Raw genomic sequence first — 17897 nt, 5'->3', positions numbered from 1 at the left:
GCGCGGCGGCAGCGCGGTGGCGGGCGGCGGCGGGCGCGGCACGGACGACACGGCGCGGACGACACGGCGCGGCGCGGCGCGGACGACACGGCGCGGCGCGGCGCGGGCGACGTAGCCGGAGCCCAGAGGGTGCTCCGTGGGCGCGACCCGCCGGCGGGCCGCGTCAGTTCGCCGCGACCACCGTCAGAATGCCCTCGCCGTACGCCTCGCGCTTCTTGGCACCGATGCCGGTGATGCCGTCGAGATCGCCGACCGTGGCGGGTCGCGCCGCGGCGATCGCGCGCAGCGTGGCGTCGCCGAAGACGATGTACGCCGGCACCCCCTGCTCGCGCGCCTTCTCGGCCCGCCATGCGCGCAGCGCCTCGAAGAGATCGCGATCGTCGGGGGCGACATCGTCGGCGCTCGATTTGCGCTGACGGCTCCCCCCGCCGCCACCCGTGCGGCCGAGGGCGTCGCGACGCAGCGGCACGGGGGTCTCTCCGCGCAGCACCCCGGCAGAGGCCTCGCTCAGTGCGAGCGTGCCGTAGTCGCCCTGAGCAACGATGATGCCGCGGGCGAGCAACTGCCGGATGACGCTGCGCCAGTCCTGATCGGACAGGTCGGCTCCCAGACCGTAGGTGCTCAGACGGTCGTGGCCCTGCTGCGCGATGCGCTCCGTCTTGGCTCCGCGCAGGATGTCGATGAGGTGGCCCGCGCCGAACGCCTGCCCGCGCTCGCGCTGCAGACGCACGATCGTCGACAGCAGCTTCTGCGCGGCGATGAGGCCGTCCCAGGTGTCGGGCGGGGTGAGGCAGGTGTCGCAGTTGCCGCACGGCTCGGAGCGCTGACCGAAGTAGTCGAGCAGGTTCTGGCGTCGGCATCCGACCGTTTCGCACAGCGCGAGCATCGCGTCGAGATGCTGGCCCAGGCGCATCTTGTAGGAGCGGTCGCCCGGGGACTGATCGATCATGCGGCGCTGCTGAACGACGTCACCCAGGCCGTAGGCCATCCACACCACCGACGGGTCGCCGTCGCGGCCCGCTCGACCGGTCTCCTGGTAATAGCCCTCGACCGATTTGGGCAGATCGATGTGGGCGACGAAACGCACGTCGGGCTTGTCGATGCCCATGCCGAACGCGATCGTGGCGACCATCACCACACCGTCGTCGCGGAGGAACCGCGACTGGTGCGCCGCGCGCACGGACGCGTCGAGACCCGCGTGGTACGGGAGGGCGTCGAGACCCTGAGACGCCAGATAGGCGGCGGTCTGCTCGACGGTCTTGCGGCTGAGGGCGTAGACGATGCCCGCCGATCCCTCGGGCTGCGAGCGGATGAACTGCACCAGCTGACGACGCGGGTCGACCTTGGCGTCGATGCGGTACTGGATGTTGGGCCGGTCGAAACTCGCGACGAAGCCACGGGCGTCGCGCAGCCGCAGACGCTCCACGATCTCGCGCGCTGTCTCGGGCGTCGCCGTGGCGGTGAGCGCCATGCGCGGAACGCCGGGGAACCGGTCGGCGAGGTCGCCGAGCGCGAGGTAATCGGGGCGGAAGTCGTGACCCCACTGCGACACGCAGTGCGCCTCGTCGATCGCGATGACGCTGAGGCGGCCGCGGGCGAGCAGCCCGAGGGTCTGCGCGCCGTTCAACCGCTCGGGCGCGACGTACAGGAGGTCGAGCTCGCCCGCGAGGTACGCCTGCTCGACGGCCTGGCGCTCGGCGGGCGCCTGCGTCGAGTTGAGGTAGCCGGCGCGCACGCCGTTGGCAATGAGCGCCTCGACCTGGTCGTGCATGAGGGCGATCAGGGGGCTGACGACCAGGCCCGTTCCGGGCCGCACGAGAGCGGGCACCTGGTAGGTGACGCTCTTTCCTCCACCGGTGGGCATGAGCACCACCGCGTCGCCGCCGTCGATCACGTGCTGGACGATCTCGGCCTGGTCGCCCCGGAACGCGTCGTAGCCGTAGACCTCGTGCAGCACCGCGCGCGGGTCGTGACCGGTGAAGTCGCGGACGGCCGGCAGCTCGCGGGCCGTTCCCGCGGCGGCGGCCGCGCGGGCGAAGGCCGACGCGGGGTCGACCGGCGGCGGCGGCGCGTCGAGATCGTCGGGCGGCGCGAACTGATCGGGGTCCCACTGCGCGCCGGCGTACGGATCGTCGGGGACGTCGTACGACTCGGGCGGCGCGTCGGCGTACGACTCGGGGGCGGCGCCGGGATATGTCACGCCTCCACGGTAACCCGGGCCGCCGACACCGACACCGCCCCGCCATCTGCTGGGGATGACGGGGCGGCTGGGGAGGAGCGGCTCGATCAGTGCGTCGGCGGCGAGAACACGAGCTGGGATGCCACGAGCCCGTGCTCGCGGCTGACGATCTGCGCGCGGCCGGGAGCGGCGCGCTCCGGCTTGACGCGGCCGATCAGCGCCCCCTCTTCGGGGTTGCCGCCGAGCAGGATGCCGGTGACGCCGAGGTCGGTGAACCGCTGGATGATCGGGTCGTACGCCGCGCGGCTCGCGCCGCCGGAGCGTCGGGTGAGGATCACGTGCAGGCCGAGGTCGCCCGCCTGGGCGAGCAGCGGCTGGAGGACGGCGAGAGGGTTCCCCTGGCTCGTGGCGACGAGGTCGTAGTCGTCGACGAGGATGAACCCCTCGGCGCCCTTCCACCAGCTGCGCTCCCGCAACTGCGCCGGGGTGACGTCGGGCCCCGGGATGCGCGTGGAGAAGTACTGCGCCAGGTCGTTCATGCCGCCGGTCGCGAGATCGTGCGAGGTGAGGTAGGCGCCGAGGTAGTCGTCGGGGATCTCCCCGAGGAGCGCACGGCGGTAGTCGACCACGAAGATCTTCGCCTCGGCGGGGGTGTACAGCCTCTGGATCTCCTTCGCCACCGCCCGGAGGAACGACGACTTGCCCATGCCCGAGTCGCCGTACACGAACAGGTGCGGCTCGACGCGGGGGTCGATGCCGAAGGGCGCCAGCTGAGCCTCCTCGATGCCGAGCAGCATGCGGCCGTCGCCGGGCTCGGTGAGCGCGCGCACCTCGTCGAGCGTGATGTTCTCCGGCAGCAGACGCAGCTTCGGTCCGGGCTCGCCGTGCCACGCCGCCGCGACGCGGCCGATCATGTCGGCGACGCCGTCGGCGATCGTGGCGGGATCGTCGGCTCCGTCGACGCGCGGCACCGCGGTGAGCATCTGCAGCTTGGACGCACTGAGACCACGACCGGGCTGACCGACGGGCACGTTCGCCGCCTGCTTGCGGTCGACGTCGGAGTCGGTCGGGTCGCCCAGGCGCAGTTCGAGGCGCGTCTGGATGAGGTCCTTCAGGTTGGCGCGGATCTCGAGCCAGCGGTTCGCGGTGACGACGACGTGCACGCCGAAGCTGAGGCCGCGGGCGGCGATGGTCTGCACCCGCGCCTCGAGCGGCTCGAACTCCGAGCGCAGGGTCGACCAGCCGTCGATGACGAGGAAGACGTCGCCGAAGCCGTCGTCGAGGCGTCCCTCGCGGCGACGCGAACGGTACGTCTCGATGGAGTCGACCGCATTGCGGCGGAAGTACTGCTCGCGCGCGTCGAGCACGGCCTCCACCTCGGCCACGGCCCGGCGCACCGCCTCGGGCTCCGTGCGCGTGGCGACGCCCGACACGTGCGGATGCTGCTGCATCGCGGTGAAGCCGCCCCCGCCGAAGTCGAGGACGAAGAACTGGAACTCCCGCGGAGTCCCGGTCAGCGCGAGGGCCGAGACGAGCGTGCGCGCGAGCGTCGACTTGCCGCTCAGGGGCGAGCCGACGATCGCCACGTGACCCGCGGCGCCGCCGAGCGACACGGTGAGGTGGTCGCGGCGCTGTTCGAGCGGGATGTCGACGAGCCCGATCGGCACGGTCAGCGCGCCGGCGCCGCGCCAGCGGTGCGACACGAGTCCGAGCTCGGGGTCCTCGGCGAGATCCGGCATGAGGGCGTCCAGCGGCGACGGCTCCGCAAGAGGGGGCAGCCACACCTGGTGAGCCTCCGGGCCGCGGTCCTTCATGCGGTCGACAGCGATCTGGAACGTGGAGCGCTTCTCCGCCGCGGGGGCCGCGATCGCCGCGGGCGCGGCATCCGTCTCCTCCGGCGACCCATCGTCGTCGGGCTGGGCCAGAGCCGTGAACACCTCGACGCGGGCGGGGCCGCCCGAGACGGACTCGGCGCCTCCGACGTCGACACCGGCCGTGCCCCGCGGGCGCCCGGAGACGTAGGCCGCGCGGAACTGCACGAGGTTCTCGGTGTCGCTCTTGAGGAAGCCGACGCCGGGCTCCTGCGGGAGCGTGTAGGCGTCGGGGGTGCCGATGATGGTGCGGGATTCGGATGCCGAGAACGTCCGCAAGCCGATCCGGTACGACAGGTAGGTGTCGAGGCCGCGGAGCTTCCCCTCTTCGAGGCGCTGGGATGCCAGGAGCAGGTGCACGTGCAGCGAACGGCCGACGCGGCCGATGTTGAGGAAGCTGTCGACGAACTCGGGCTTGGCCGTGAGCAGTTCGGAGAACTCGTCGACGACGATGAGCAGGGCCGGCAGCGGCGCCAGGTCGCCGCGCCCACCGCGACGTGCGGCCTCGTACTCGCCGACGTTGGCGAAGTTGCCCGCCGAGCGCAGCAGTTCCTGGCGGCGCACGACCTCGCCCTGCAGGGCGTCCTGGAAGCGGTCGACGAGCGCGAGCTCGCTGCCGAGGTTGGTGATGACCGCCGACACGTGCGGCATCTCGGCCATGCCCGCGAAGGTCGCTCCCCCCTTGAAGTCGACGAGGACGAAGTTGAGCTGCTCGGGCGAATGGGTCATGGCGAGAGCGAGCACGAGGGTGCGCAGCACCTCGGACTTGCCCGAACCCGTCGCTCCGACCATCACGCCGTGCGGGCCCATGCCCTGAGAGGCGGACTCCTTGAGATCGAGCACGAGCGGGGCGCCCGAGGGCTCCTGCCCGATCGGCACGCGAAGGCGGTCGCGCTCGAGGCGCGGCGTCCACGCCTGATCGAAGTCGACGGCGCGCACGTCGGGCAGGCCGAGGAGCTCGGTCAGCTCCGCCTGGCCCTGCGCGGTGGGGGCGTCGACGACGACCATCGGGGCGGGGCGCAACGGCATGAGGCGGCGCGCGGTCGCCTCGGCCTCGGCGATGGACATGGCATCCGGGACGAAGGACTGCGCGCGACCGGCGCCGTCGATGAATTCGGCGGGGGCGACGGCGGGCACGGCCTCACCGCGACGCGTGCGGACGGCGACCGGGGCGTCCGCCAGGGCGACGCGGGCGATGGCCGGGTCGTCGAGCTCGTCCCAGCGCGTGGGCAGGTCGATGACGGTGACGCCCTGCGCGCCCTCGAGTCCGGTGAGCGGGGCGTTCGAGGAGGCCTCGACGCCGTCGACCACCAGGACGACGTGCGGGGTGATTCCACCGCCGGGGGTGAAGCGGGCGCGCGAGGCGAGCTGAGCGGGCAGCATGTCCATCAGCTCGTCGGGGGATGCCGCGATCATGCGCGCGGGGCCGAGGCGGTCCTGCACGCGCGACGACATCGCGTGCGGCAGCCACTTCACCCAGTCCCAAGCGCCGATCTGCGCGGGCCCGGCGAGGACCGCGATGATGACGTCTTCGGGGTCGTGCAACGTCGCCGCCGACGCGACGAGCGAGCGGGCGAGGCTGCGCACGGCCTCCTCGTCGGGACCGACGAGCTCGATGCGCGCGTACTCGCCGAGCGGGAAGCCCAACGGCAGATCGCGCTGGATCTCGTGCGTGAGCATGAAGCGGTGCGCCGCGGAGGCCGCGACGGGGTCGAGCTGGGCCAGGGGCGGCAGCTCGGGAGCCTCGAGCGTGAGGCTGAGCGGCTGATCGGCCACGCCGATGCGGGCCAGCAAAAACGTCTCGTCGCCGGGCTGACGCTCCCACACGCGCGAGCGCTCCTCGGCGATGAACGGCAGGGCCGAGGGGGCGGGCATGATCCACCCGCCGTGACGACGCTGCTTGCGCGCGGCCACGCGCACGGTCTCGCGCAGCTCCGACAGATAGGCGAGGTACTCGCGCCGGTTGCCGAGCACCTCGGCGTTGCGCTGCGCGCGCTGGCGCCACCCGTTCACGGCCACGAAGCCCAGCGACGACAGCAGGAACATGCCGCCGATGAGGAAACCGGTCGGGCCGCTGTTCGAGATCGTGACCATGACGATCGCGCCCACGCTGCCGAGCATCGGCAGGAGGGAGGTCAGGATGCCGCTGCCGCCCTCGTTCGGAACGAGCTCGGGCGGCGGCTGCAGCACGACCCGCCCGTTGGGCAGCGATGGCGGGGCGATACGCGGACCCGTGCTCACACCGGACCTCCGATCAATCGGCTCAGGGTGAACACGCGCTCGCTCAGACGCACCCGGGTGCCGTCTTCGAGCAGCGTGCGCGCACCGGGCTGCAGGGGGTGGACGGCTCCGTCGTCGTCGATGAGCTCCGAGCCGTTCGTGGAACCCGCGTCGATGACCCACGCGGTTTCGCCGTCGTGCTCGAGGCGCAGGTGCGTCTTCGAGATGAGCCGATCGGGATCGTCGACGGCGATCAGGACGTCGCCCGGCTCGCTCGCGACCGGCGCGCGCCCGAAGTTCACCGAGGCGGGCAGGTCGATCTGCTCGCGCTGACCGGTGTCGAAGATCACGAGCAGCTGCGCGCGGCCCACGCCGCCCGTGACGATCGGCTCCTCCGCCGCCCGCGCGGGCGGTGCGGCGACGGGGGCACGCCCGCCCGCCGCAGCGGGGGCGTCGACGGCGGCCGGAACGTCGGTCGCAATCGGCGCATCGACGGCGAGCAGCGGGGTGTCCCACGCCGGCGCGGTGGGCAGCGCGGCGGCGGCGGCGGACACGCGCAGAGGTTCGCGGCCGGCGGAGGGGCGCGCGTGGACGGTGGGTTCGGCGAGCGCGGGGGCGTCGTCGGCATCCTGATCCTGCCGCCCTCGGGGAGCGACGACGAGGACGGTGCCGGCCGCGCGGTCGGCCCAGGAGCGTCGCAGACCCGAGCGGTCGAAAGCGGCCGACGCGACGACGACCCAGGCTCCGGCGACGAGGACGAGACCTCCGAGCAGCACGAGCGACCCGCGCACGAACGCCCTTCCCGCGCCGGGCACGAGCGGTGCCTCGGCGCGCGAGGTGCGCAGACCGAACAACAGCGCGCCCGGGCCGAAGCCGAGACGCGCCTGGAGGATCCACAGGCCCAGCAGCGCCTCGGCGGCGACCGCGGCCCCCAGGACGGGCGATCCGAGGAGGGATGCCGCGCCGGCGGCGATGACCACGAGGGCGGCGTCGACGCTGAAGGCGCCCAGGCGCACCCCCACCGTCGCGGGCGCGCCGAACGGCGGCGAGGGCGTCATGCCGCCATCATCGCACGCGCGACCTCGATCGCTCCGGCGGCCACCAGACCCGCCGGGAGCGACAGGGCCGTCGCGAGCGCCTCGAACACGTCGCCCGTGCGCGACCATCCCAGCGACCTCAGGCCGCGCCCCACCGGGACCACGAGGAGGGCAGCGGCGAGGGCGGCGACCAGGATGACGCCGGCGACGACGACGAGCATGTCAGACGCGATCGTGGGCACGAGGGCCGTCAGCACGGCCGCCGTCACCGCCACGGCACCGAATCGAGCCACCCATCGCAGGAAGGGCACCGTGCTCTTTCGCGAACTCAACAGCAGCGCGAGCACCACCGTGACGGCGAGGGCGATGCGCCCGCCGAGAACGACAGGGTCGGCGACCGCGAAGGTCGGCAGGGCGGCGAACGCACTGGCCGCCCCCGCCGCGACGAGGAGCACGACCCCGACCGTCAACCGTGCGGTCGAGCGCTCGACGAGGGCGTCGGCGTCGTCGGCTTCGATCGTGCGCACCTCGTCGGGCAGGCTCTGCCGCACCGTCCATCGGGTGCTCTGGAAGCGTGCGTAGTCGATGAACGTGCCGGGCTCGACGTCGACGAGGCTCGACTGCAGGATGCGCTGGGCCACGGGAACGAGTCCGAGGGTCACGGCGGCGGGGGCCGAGGGGTCGAGGTGCAGCAGGAGCGCGAGCGCCCACACGGCCGCGAGCACGGCGGTGACGATCGTCGCGGTGCGGCTCTGGGCGCGCAGGGTCTGCGTCGCCCCCAGGACCCCGGCGACCCCGGTCACCACGGCCGCGGCGAGCAGGCCCGTGAACACCGCGACCTGCGCCGACGACGCGGGCAGGTCGGGCACGATGGCGACTCCCCCGCCGAAGGCGAGGGCGGCGACGGCCACGACGGGAGCGAGGGTCGCCGTGCGCGGTCGCGCGCGCAGCGAGAACACCGCGACGGCGGCGAGGGCCGCGAGCAGGGCCAGCGCGGCGACGGGAGTGCGCACCTCGCCCGGAAGAGTGTCGGCGCCGAGCAGACGGAGGAAAGCCAGGATGCCGCCCGCCGCGGCGATCACCATCCACACGGCCGTCGCGCGCGCCGCGATCGGCACCCGTGTCGCGCGCCGATCGACCGGATCGACCGTGGCGGCGGGGTCGACCAGGACGAGGACGACTCCGTCCTCGAGGGCGGTCATCGTCGTCGAGCGGTCGATCTCGCGCCCCGAGAGCCCCACCACGCGCACATCGCGCTCGAGCGGGCTGCCCGCGGCGCGAAGAACATCGCGGACTTCGGCACGCAGCGGCACCACGAGGTCGAATCTCGACGCGCCATCGATGAGAGCGACGCGTCGCCCCTGCATCACTTCCGCGCTCAACGGTCCCCCTCGTTCTCGCGCCACCGACCCGAGGGCCGGCTCAACCGCACCAGCGTATCCGCCCCGCGGAGACTGTCGCGTGTTTCCATTCATCACCGGGGATAAAGATGAGAGTTTTGTCATCTTTCAAAAAGCGCAAGAGGGTTGTCGCTTCGTCGAGCATTACGTAAGTTCAAAAGTCGGTGGGGGGCTCCGGTCACTCCATCGATCCCGCGCTCGGGGCCGATCCCCGTGCGTGCAGACACGATCCGCAACGCCCGGGCGCGCCCCGGAGGAACATCGAGGAGACAACGTGGCAGATCTCATCGCAGCCCAGGAGGGTGCGCTTCGTCGCGGGGCCGAGGCGGTCAACACCGCGAAGTCGGGCATCGACGAGCAGGTGCGCAAAGTCCGCAGCGAGCTCGACCAGGTGGCCGGCTTCTGGACCGGCGCAGCGGCCGGCTCGTACACCCAGCTCATGCAGCGGTGGAACGAAGAGACCACCAAGCTCAACAACGTGCTCGTCACGCTCGAAGACGCCCTGCGCGGCACCGAGCGCGACCAGGCGGCGTCGGAAGAGTCGCACCAGCAGACCATCGGCAACCTGGGCTCGCTGCTCGGCTGACCCGCTCGACACGAAAGAAGGAACTCTCATGCAGTCCATGTCCGTTCGTCCCGAGCAGGTCATCGCCCTCTCCGGTCAGATCCGCAACGGCGCCTCCGGCATCCGCACCCGTCTCGACGAGCTCGAGTCGCAGGTCAACGCCCTCCGCGCGTCCTGGGATGGTGAGGCGCAGACCGCCTACGACCAGGCCCAGGCGCAGTGGACCCAGTCCATCACCCGCCTGAACGAGCTGCTCCAGCAGATCGCCGGCAAGACCGACGAGATCGCCCAGGGCTACACCTCGACCGACAAGTCGGCCGCGGGCCGCTTCGCCTGAGCCACTCCGGACCGGCGGTCGCTGCGGCGGCCGCCGGTTCTCTGGGCTCGTGCGCCTTCGTCGCTCGCGTGCCCGATCCCCTCGCATCCCGATCACAGAGAAACGAGTGATCCCCCATGGCCGACTCGATCTTCCTCAACCTCGACCTCGCCATCCAGCGCGTCCTGCAGCTGACGCAGGTGCCGGAGGAGCTCCCCTCCGCGGGCGCCATCGAGATCGTCGACGGCAACGGCACCGAGCCGGCCGCGGCGGCGTTCACCGATCGCGTCCGCCAGCGCGCGCAGGAGCTGGCCTCGGAGGTGGAGAAGCTGCGTCAGATGGTGGCCGGGAGCGCCGACGCCCTGTCACAGGCTGCGCAGTCGCTCCAGGACACCGACACCTCGGGTTCGGCCATGGCGCAGAACGCCCTCTCGATCGTCGAGTCGGCCTCGGAGCCCACCGCGGCGCCCGCTCAGCCGGCGCCCACCGGCGGTGCGGCGGGCGTGCGCTCCGTTCTCGGCGGAGGACCCCAGTGACCCGACGCCGTCGCCGGGCCCTGCGCGCGCTGGGGGGCGCGCTGATCGTCGGCGTCTTCGCCGGCGCGGGCGTCGCACCGGCTGCGCAGGCCGCGGCCGGGGGCGACTACGACTGGTGGTACGACACGTACGAGGTGCAGGCCGCGCACGACTCCGGAATCACCGGGGCGGGCGTCAAGATCGCCGTCATCGACACGCAGATCGATCCCGACCTGCCGATCTTCGAGGGACGCAACCTCACCGTCAGCGACACCCAGATCTGCGAGTCCCGCACCGAACCGGTGTCCGAGACGGCGACCGAACCCTCCATTCACGGCACCACGATGGCCGCCCTGCTCATCGGCAACGGCGCCGGCGCGAGCGGCATCCGCGGTATCGCCCCCGACGCCGATGTGACCTTCTACGGATACGGCACCCTCGACCTTCGGGAGGAGGATTATTGCCGCCCGAACACGGACGACGACGTCTCGATGTTCGGCTACGCGGTGAAGAAGGCCGTGGACGAGGGGGCCGAGATCATCACGACGTCGGTTCAGAGGAGGGCGTACGAGAACGACGCACCGGCCATCGCGTACGCCCTCGCGCGCGGGGTGACGATCGTCGTGGGCACACCCAACGCCGACACTCCCGTGGACAGCGGAACGGACGTGGCGAGCTTCAACGGTGTCATCGCCGCCACCGCGATCGACCGTGAAGGCGCCGTCCAGACCGACGGGGCCGGTGCGCCCTTCGTCGTGCCCACGACCGATGTCGTCGCTGCGGGCGTCAATCTGCCGACCGTCGGGATCGACGGCGACTGGAACTCCTCGCGTGCAGCCGTGGGTTCGTCATTCGCCGCGCCCATGGTGGCGGGCATGCTCGCCCTCGCCGCGCAGAAATACCCCGACGCCACCGGTGACCAACTCGTTCAATCGCTGATCGCGACCACGAACGGCACGCAGCACGATCCGGCGCGCACCGAAGACGGTTACGGCTACGGGGCCGCGTGGCTCCCGACTCTGCTCAGCGTGGACCCGACCACCTTCCCGGATGAATCGCCTCTCCTGAGCAAACAGGTGGGTGTACCGACGCCGGAGCAGATCGACACGGCGAAGACCGAGGGCTTCGTCCCCGTCACCATCCCTCGCAGCATGGATCAATACGGAGACACCGCTCCGCCGTCCTCCGGTTTCGACATGGCTTCTCTCGTCGTCTGGGTCGTCACCGGCATCGGCGTCCTCATCGTGGTGGCCGCCGTCGTGGTTGTGCTCATCGTCATCGCCCAGCGCCGCAAGGCCGGAAAGGGGAACACACCGTGACAGGTACGTGGGAACAGCGCCTGCAGAACCTCGCGGAGGGTGGCGTTCCGTGGGACATGCCAACCCGTTACGAGCTGGCCAACGCCCTCGAAGCGCTGAGGCAGGTCCTCGATGCGGCGTCGAAAGACACCGGCATCGGCGGGGATGCCGGAGATGCGGCGCGAGCGAAGTTCGCGGCCTCGGTCACCGAGGTCGATGCGCAAATCCAATATCTGCGCGACCATGTCAACGAGCGCCTCATCGATGCGAACGATGTGCGTCGCCAGGCGCGGGACTCGGCCGCGTCACTGCCTCCGGGCGAGATGAACGGCAACCAGGAGGCGATGGTCCGCGGGGCGGCCGCGGGCGCGTCGATCGTCTTCGGACCGGTGGCGTTCCTCGCCGGTGAAGGCGCAAGTCATGCCATCAACGGATACATGGCCTCACAGCGCGAAGAGGCCGCACGTACGGCCGTCGAGAAGCATTCGGATCAGATGGATGCCATCGAGATGAGGGAGCCGCCGGCCTTCTCGTCGACGGTGATCTCCTCCGAACCCACGAGCTCACCCTCTTCTTCGGAAGTACCGGCCGGCGGATACGGCGCCCAGCAACGCAGTTTCGAGTCTTACCCCGACTGGGACATGTCCGGCGGCGGCGCTGCCGGTGGCGGAAACGGTGGCGGCACCGCCACTCCGCCTCCCGGGGGCGGTGGCGGCGGCGGCGGCATCCAGCCTCCCCCGAGCGAGTACGGGCCGTTCCCGAACCCTCCCGGCCAGACCCCGGGTGGGCAGCCACCCATCGACATCGGCAACGTCCCGCCCGACCCCACACCCGACGGCCCGATCAGTGGGAGCCCCACTCTCCCCGGTGGCATTCCGATGGTTCCCGGCGGCGGGGGCGGCGGACTCGTCGGGACGCCCGGCAGCCCCGGGGCCGGTCTCGGTTCGGGCCTGGGAGCGGGGCTCATCGCCGGCGGCGGCGGGGCGCTCGCGCTCGGACGCGTCGGCGGCGGAGCAGGAGCACCGGGCGTGCCCGGTGGCCGTCTCTTCGGCGGACCCGCGGGCGGTTCGGTTGGCGCAGGTGGCGCCGGCGGCGCACGATCCGGCGGTCTGCTCGGACGGCCCGGTGCCGGCGCCGGTCTCGGAACGCGCGGCGTCGGCGGTCTCGGCGCGGCGGGCACGGGTTCGGCCAACTCGGCAGCGCGTGGCGCGGGTGCGCGAGCGGGCGGCCTCGGCGCCGCGGGCACGCGCGCCGGTGGTGTCGGCGGAGCGGGTGGCTCGGCCACGGGCACGTCCGGCGGTCGTGCAGGTGCGGCGAACGGACGTGCCGGCGTGGGCGCCGCTGGTGGTTCCGGCGCCGGAGCGGCCGGAACCGGTCGCACCGCGGGTGCCGGATCACGCGGCGTGGGCGGCATGGGCGGCCCCGGCTCCCGCTCCGAGCGCAAGAAGGACGAGGCACGCGGCCTCGCGGGTCCGATCGCTCCGCGCATGGAAGACGACGAGCAGATCGGTCCCCGGTCCGAGAACGCCCAGGCCGGCGGCCGCGACGAGTGACCCTCGTCGCCCGATGACCCTGACCGACAAGAAGGAAGACGATGTCTGATCGCATCTCCGCCCAAGAGGGCGCGCTCGTCCGTGGCGCCGAAGTGGTGATGGGCGCGCACGCCGACATCAGCGACAGCGCCCGCCGCGTGCTCGCCGAGCTCGACGAGCTCGCCGCCAACTGGTCCGGCGACGCCGCGAGCTCGTACAACGCGCTCGTGAACCAGTGGACGGCCGGGGCCACCCGTCTGAACGACGTGCTCGTCACCCTCAGCGCGGCCCTGCGCGCGACCGCGAGCGACCAGGAAGCGGTCGAGGAGCAGCACCGCACCACCATCCAGGGCCTCGGCTCGCTGCTCGGAGGAGAGTGAGATGGGCGATCTCCGCGTCACCCCCGAAGCCCTGCACGCCGCCGCCGCGCGGCTGCGTTCCGAGAGCGCGCGCATCGACGCCGCCCTCGGCGGACTGGATGCCGAGGTCTCGCGCTTGCGCGGGAGTTGGGAGGGCACCGCTCAGGCGGCCTACAACAACGCCCAGCAGCAGTGGAGCGCGACCCTCGAGCAGATGCGCGACGCCCTGTCGCGCATCTCGAACGCCACCGACTCGATCGCCGACGACTACGTCTCGGCCGACCGGGCGTCGGCCGCGCGCTTCCAGTGACCGGCTCGGCGCTGAGCGGCCGATGCCGAACACGCAGCGCTGAACGCCGAGCGGTGAGCGATCACCGCTCGGCGCTCGACCGCCGCCGCGACCCGCGGCGATAGGATTTCGAGGTCTGACCGCAGGGGGCTTCGGTCCGGAAAGAGGGGGCCGCGGATGGCTGACGTCATGAACGCGACACGAGCGCTGCTGCGACTCTCCGTGCAGAGCGAGGGGCGGCGGCTCGACATCGCCATTCCCGCTCAGGTGCCCGTCATCGAGTTCCTGCCCGGGTTCGCCCGCTCGCTCGGGGTTCTCGACGCGTCGATGACCTCCGCCGGGTACGCCCTGCAGCGCGCCGACGGGTCCACCGTCGATCCCTCGCTCGGCGCCTCGGCCCAGGGCATCGTCGACGGCGAGGTGCTCACCCTGGTGCGCGGAGGACTCGTGGCGCAGCCCCGCGTCTACGACGACATCGTCGAGGCGGTCATCGACGCCACCGCGCAGCAGAACCGCCCGTGGACCACGCGCGACAACGCCCGCACCGCGCTGGCCGTCAGCCTCGCCCTGCTCGGGGTGTGCGCGGTGCTGCTGCTCGCCGCGGGCCGCGCCTTGCCGCTCGGGGCTCTCGTCGCCGGTGGCGGTGCCGTGGTGCTGCTCGTCGTCTCGGCCGTGGTCGCCCGGCTCGGTCAGCGCGAAGCCGGCCAGGGGCTTGGCATGGCGGCATCCGTCTTCGCCGCCGTCGCGGGGTTCCTCGCGATCCCCGCCTCGTTCGACATGTGGGGCTGGCCGCTGGCCGCCGCAGGAGGCGGGGCGTTCGTGATCGCCGGCGTCGCCCTGGCGCTCACCCGCGAGCGCGCCGAGCTGCAACTGACCCCGCTCGTCGCCGGGGGCGCGCTCGGCGTCACCGGCACGCTCGCCGCGTTCTTCCCGGCCCCGACGGTGTGGACGCTCATGGTCGGAATCGTCGCGACGCTCGCGGGGGCTCTGCCGTGGCTTGCGATGAGCACCACACGCCTGCGCGTGGCCTCCCCGCAGAACGACGTCGAGATCTTCGCCGACCCGCAGCCGATCGACGCCGATGACGTCGCCGCCCGCGTCGCGCAGGGCAAGCGCATCCTCATCGCGCTGCGCCTGGCCCTCGCGGCGGCGATCCTGGTCGCCACTCCCCTCGTCGCGGCCCAGAACGCCACGGGTGCGCTCGTGTGCGCCCTCGCCTTCGCCGGCATGATGTTCCCGTCACGGCAGACCTATGCGCGCTCGGGCGTCCTGACCGTCATGGCCACCGGCATCCTGGGGCTCGTCGTCGCGGGCGTCGTGGCCTCTCTCGCGCAGCCGGGGCTGCGGGTCGGCATCCTGGTCGTGCTGCTCATCGCGACCGTCAGCGTCGTGACCATCACCCTGCTCGCGCCGAAGACCCGTCTGCGCCTCATCCGTGTGGCCGACACCGCGGAACTGCTCGTGCTCGCCGCGCTGCTGCCGCTCGCGGTCATCTCGGCCGGACTGGCCTGACGCGATGGCCACCAAGGGCGACCTGATCGAGGCGCAGAACTTCTCGCGCCGCCGCCTGCTCACCGCCTTCGTCAGCGGAGCCCCGGGCGGCAAAGAACTGCAGCCCACCGCTCCCCTGCGCGCCGTCATCGCCGCGATCGCGCTCACGGTCATCGTGGTGCTCGTCGGGGTCTTCTACGGGCTCATCCGCCCGGGGCTTCCCACCGGATGGGAGAACGGCAAGCTCGTGCTCGTCTCCGACACCGGCGCCCGTTTCGTCACCGTCGACGGCACCCTGCACCCCGTCATCAACACCGCCAGCGCCCGCCTGCTGCTCCCGGCGAACGAGTACGGCGTGATCTCGACCGACCAGGCCACCCTCGCGGGTACCCCCGTCGGCGACACGCTCGGCATCACCGGCGCCCCCGACGAGCTGCCGCCCGTGTCGGGCCTGGTCAACACGGGGTGGAGCGCGTGCGTGTCCGACGACGCGTCGCTCGACGTGCGCGTCTCGACGTCGACCGGCCCCACTCCCGCGCCGGAACGAGCCGTCGTCGTCTCGGTCGACGGCATCCTGCACGTCATCCGGGGTGAGCGGAGCTTCGCCGTGTCGAGCGAGGATCCCGACGCCGTCCTGCGCGCCGCGGGCATCTCCGCGCTCGACCCGATCACGGTTCCGGCGTCGTGGCTCGACCTCTTCACCGCGGGCACCGCGCTGACCCCGATCACGCTGAAGAACTACGGCGAGAGCGTCTCGGGCACGTCGCTGCGCGTGGGCCAGGTCGTGCGTCAGGCGGGCGCCCCCGAGGACGAGCGGTTCCTCGTGCAGACCGGTGGGGTCCTCGAGACCCTGTCCCCGCTCGCGTGGCAGCTGTATCAGCTCGGCAGCGGCAGCGCCCTCAAGGGCGAGGTCACCGAGGTGACCGGCAGCGAGATCCGCGGCCTGGCGACGGCTTCGAAGGGCATCGGCGACCAGTGGCCGTCGACGGGCTTCGAGACGGTCCCGAGCGGACAGCGCCCCTGTGCCGTCCTCGAGGGCGGCGAGGGGCAGGCCGTGACCACCCTGGCCACGCAGCCGGTCTCGACGACCGTCTCACCGGGCGTGCGTGTCGACCCCAGCCATGGCGCCCTCGTGCGCGCGGGCGGACGCGGCGACCAGAGCACCAGCGTGCTGACCCTGGTGGATGCCACGGGCACCGCCTATCCGCTACCGAACGCGAACGACGAGACCATCGCCCGGCTGGGCTACTCGTCCGGCGACATCGGCTCGATCCCCGACGGGTGGACGGCCCTGCTGGCGACCGGCCCGTCGCTGAGCGAGAGCGCCGCGCAGCGCACCCCGGAGGCGAAGTGATCCGTCGCGTCGGGGCCGCGCGTCTCGGCGCGCTCGCCCTCGTCGTGGGGATCGCGGTCTCGGGAGCGCCCTCCGTCGCGAACGCCGCCCCGATCGCGAGCCGCATCGGCACCGTTCCCGTGCTCGCGGCCTCGGATGACGGCTGCGTCGCCTCGACGCGCGTCTCCGACACGCCGCCGGCCCTCGGGCAGCTGCAGAGCGCCGCCGCGTGGGAGATCACCAAGGGCGCGGGCGTGGTGGTGGCCGTCGTCGACTCCGGCGTGGCCCCGAACCCCCACCTCGACGCCTCCGTGCTCCCGGGGATCAATCTCGTGCCCGACGGGACCGACGCCGTCGCACGGACCGACTACTACGGCCACGGTACGGTCATCGCCGGTCAGATCGCGGCGCAGATCATCCCGGATTCGGGGGTGCAGGGTCTCGCTCCGGATGCCAAGATCCTCCCGATCCGCGTGTTCGCCGGCACGTCGCAGCAGCAGAAGGACGCGGGGTTCGGCCCCAACACCGCGCGCATGGCCGACGGCATCCGGATCGCCGCCGACCTCGGCGCGCAGATCATCAACGTCTCGATGAGCACGACCGCGGAGGACGGGAACCTCGCCTCGGCCGTCGCCTATGCACGCGATCGCGGCAGTCTCGTCGTCGCCAGTGCCGGCAACCGCGACTCCGAAGCGGCCGTCGAGGAGGACGACTCCGACGGCGTGCGCTACCCGGCCGGTTTCCGCGGAGCGATCGGGGTCGCGGCCACCAACTCGGCGGGCGTCGTCACCAGCGCGAGCATCCGAGGATCGCACGTGAAGCTGTCGGCCCCCGGCCAGGCCATCGCCTCGTCGTGGCCGCAGGGCGGCGACTGCGTGGTGTCGGGCGATCAACCCGCGACCAGCTACGCGGCCGCGTACGTGTCGGCCGCCGCCGCGCTTGTCGCGTCAGCGCACCCCGACGAGACGCCCGACCAGTGGGCGTACCGCCTCGAGGCGACCGCGGTGCGGGGGCAGCCCGACGCACGGTCGAACACCTCGGGATGGGGCGTGGTGCAGCCTTACGACGCGATCGTGCTCGTCCCGGGATCGGGCCTTCGCGGACCCTCGAGCCCGTTCGTCTCCTCGTCCGCCTCGCCCGAGCCGAGTGGAACCCCGACCCCGGTGAGCATCGCGGTGGGTCCGGGCCCGGATGCCGCGGCCATCACGATGGCGACCGGCATCGGCGCGGGAGCGCTGGTGCTGCTGGGCGCGATCGGGGCGATGGCGGTGTTCGTCAGTCGCCGGCGTGACGACACGGCCTCCCGTCGTCCGGCGCCGACCGGGCGCGGGCTGTACGGCGACGACACCGCCACCGACTGAGATCCGGCGGCACGTCCGCTGCCCGGTGATGGCGACCCGGCCGCACGGGAGTCCGCGCCATTCAGCGCGACCCCGCGCCTCTCGTCGCGTCCGGCGCAGCCGCGCCGACGGCTCGCGTCATCGACACGTCC

14 protein-coding genes are annotated in these 17897 nt (G+C 72.5%); 10 read left to right on the top strand and 4 right to left on the bottom strand.

Annotated elements, in window-relative coordinates:
* Positions 1 to 163: 163 nt before the first annotated feature.
* The 4 genes from recQ to Q0818_RS01855 form a co-directional block, all read right to left on the bottom strand.
* On the bottom strand, positions 164 to 2200 hold the full coding sequence (recQ, locus tag Q0818_RS01870) for a DNA helicase RecQ (RefSeq protein WP_298870704.1): 2037 nt from the start codon (positions 2198 to 2200) through the stop codon (positions 164 to 166).
* Between the two features lie 86 nt (positions 2201 to 2286).
* Positions 2287 to 6291: a type VII secretion protein EccCa gene (gene eccCa / locus Q0818_RS01865; RefSeq protein ID WP_298870701.1), complete on the bottom strand. Its 4005-nt coding sequence runs from the start codon at positions 6289 to 6291 to the stop codon at positions 2287 to 2289.
* Positions 6288 to 7328 carry an FHA domain-containing protein gene (locus Q0818_RS01860; RefSeq protein ID WP_298870698.1) on the bottom strand — a complete coding sequence of 347 codons (1041 nt, stop codon included), beginning with the start codon at positions 7326 to 7328 and terminating at the stop codon, positions 6288 to 6290. Before Q0818_RS01860 ends, eccCa begins: the two co-directional genes overlap by 4 nt.
* The gene (locus Q0818_RS01855; protein WP_298870695.1) at positions 7325 to 8689 is read right to left on the bottom strand and encodes a hypothetical protein; all 1365 of its coding nucleotides are present in this window, start codon (positions 8687 to 8689) and stop codon (positions 7325 to 7327) included. The genes Q0818_RS01860 and Q0818_RS01855 overlap by 4 nt, the downstream gene beginning before the upstream one ends.
* Positions 8690 to 8981: 292 nt before the next feature.
* Between Q0818_RS01855 and Q0818_RS01850 the strand changes: the two genes are divergently transcribed.
* The 10 genes from Q0818_RS01850 (at position 8982) to Q0818_RS01805 (ending at position 17766) form a co-directional block, all read left to right on the top strand.
* Positions 8982 to 9293, top strand: a complete 312-nt coding sequence (locus Q0818_RS01850) for a WXG100 family type VII secretion target (protein ID WP_076673401.1) — start codon at positions 8982 to 8984, stop codon at positions 9291 to 9293.
* A gap of 28 nt (positions 9294 to 9321) precedes the next feature.
* Entirely contained in the window at positions 9322 to 9609 is a 288-nt protein-coding gene (locus Q0818_RS01845) for a WXG100 family type VII secretion target (protein ID WP_076673399.1), read from the top strand.
* A gap of 116 nt (positions 9610 to 9725) precedes the next feature.
* A complete protein-coding gene (locus Q0818_RS01840; protein WP_076673397.1) occupies positions 9726 to 10124 on the top strand; it encodes a hypothetical protein in 399 nt (132 codons plus the stop codon).
* Positions 10121 to 11422, top strand: a complete 1302-nt coding sequence (locus tag Q0818_RS01835) for a S8 family serine peptidase (protein ID WP_298870687.1) — start codon at positions 10121 to 10123, stop codon at positions 11420 to 11422. Before Q0818_RS01840 ends, Q0818_RS01835 begins: the two co-directional genes overlap by 4 nt.
* Positions 11419 to 12954 (top strand): hypothetical protein, encoded by a 1536-nt coding sequence (locus tag Q0818_RS01830; protein ID WP_298870685.1) that lies wholly within the window; start codon positions 11419 to 11421, stop codon positions 12952 to 12954. The genes Q0818_RS01835 and Q0818_RS01830 overlap by 4 nt, the downstream gene beginning before the upstream one ends.
* 41 nt (positions 12955 to 12995) lie before the next feature.
* The gene (locus tag Q0818_RS01825) at positions 12996 to 13313 is read left to right on the top strand and encodes a WXG100 family type VII secretion target (protein WP_298870683.1); all 318 of its coding nucleotides are present in this window, start codon (positions 12996 to 12998) and stop codon (positions 13311 to 13313) included.
* A 1-nt stretch (position 13314) separates the two neighbouring features.
* Positions 13315 to 13602 (top strand): WXG100 family type VII secretion target, encoded by a 288-nt coding sequence (locus tag Q0818_RS01820; protein ID WP_298870681.1) that lies wholly within the window; start codon positions 13315 to 13317, stop codon positions 13600 to 13602.
* A gap of 156 nt (positions 13603 to 13758) precedes the next feature.
* Positions 13759 to 15093, top strand: coding sequence for a type VII secretion integral membrane protein EccD (eccD, locus tag Q0818_RS01815; protein ID WP_298870679.1), 1335 nt, complete (start codon positions 13759 to 13761; stop codon positions 15091 to 15093).
* A 4-nt stretch (positions 15094 to 15097) separates the two neighbouring features.
* The gene (gene eccB / locus Q0818_RS01810; RefSeq protein ID WP_298870676.1) at positions 15098 to 16426 is read left to right on the top strand and encodes a type VII secretion protein EccB; all 1329 of its coding nucleotides are present in this window, start codon (positions 15098 to 15100) and stop codon (positions 16424 to 16426) included.
* Complete coding sequence (locus tag Q0818_RS01805; protein WP_298870673.1) at positions 16423 to 17766, top strand: S8 family serine peptidase; 1344 nt, start codon at positions 16423 to 16425, stop codon at positions 17764 to 17766. The genes eccB and Q0818_RS01805 overlap by 4 nt, the downstream gene beginning before the upstream one ends.
* Positions 17767 to 17897: the final 131 nt, after the last annotated feature.

Origin of the sequence: uncultured Microbacterium sp. (assembly GCF_947489255.1) — a bacterium.
In the GTDB taxonomy this organism is placed as follows: Bacteria; Actinomycetota; Actinomycetes; order Actinomycetales; family Microbacteriaceae; genus Microbacterium; species Microbacterium phycohabitans.
The sequence above is the reverse complement of the archived record's forward strand: the minus strand, read 5'-3'. Positions and strand labels throughout refer to the sequence as shown.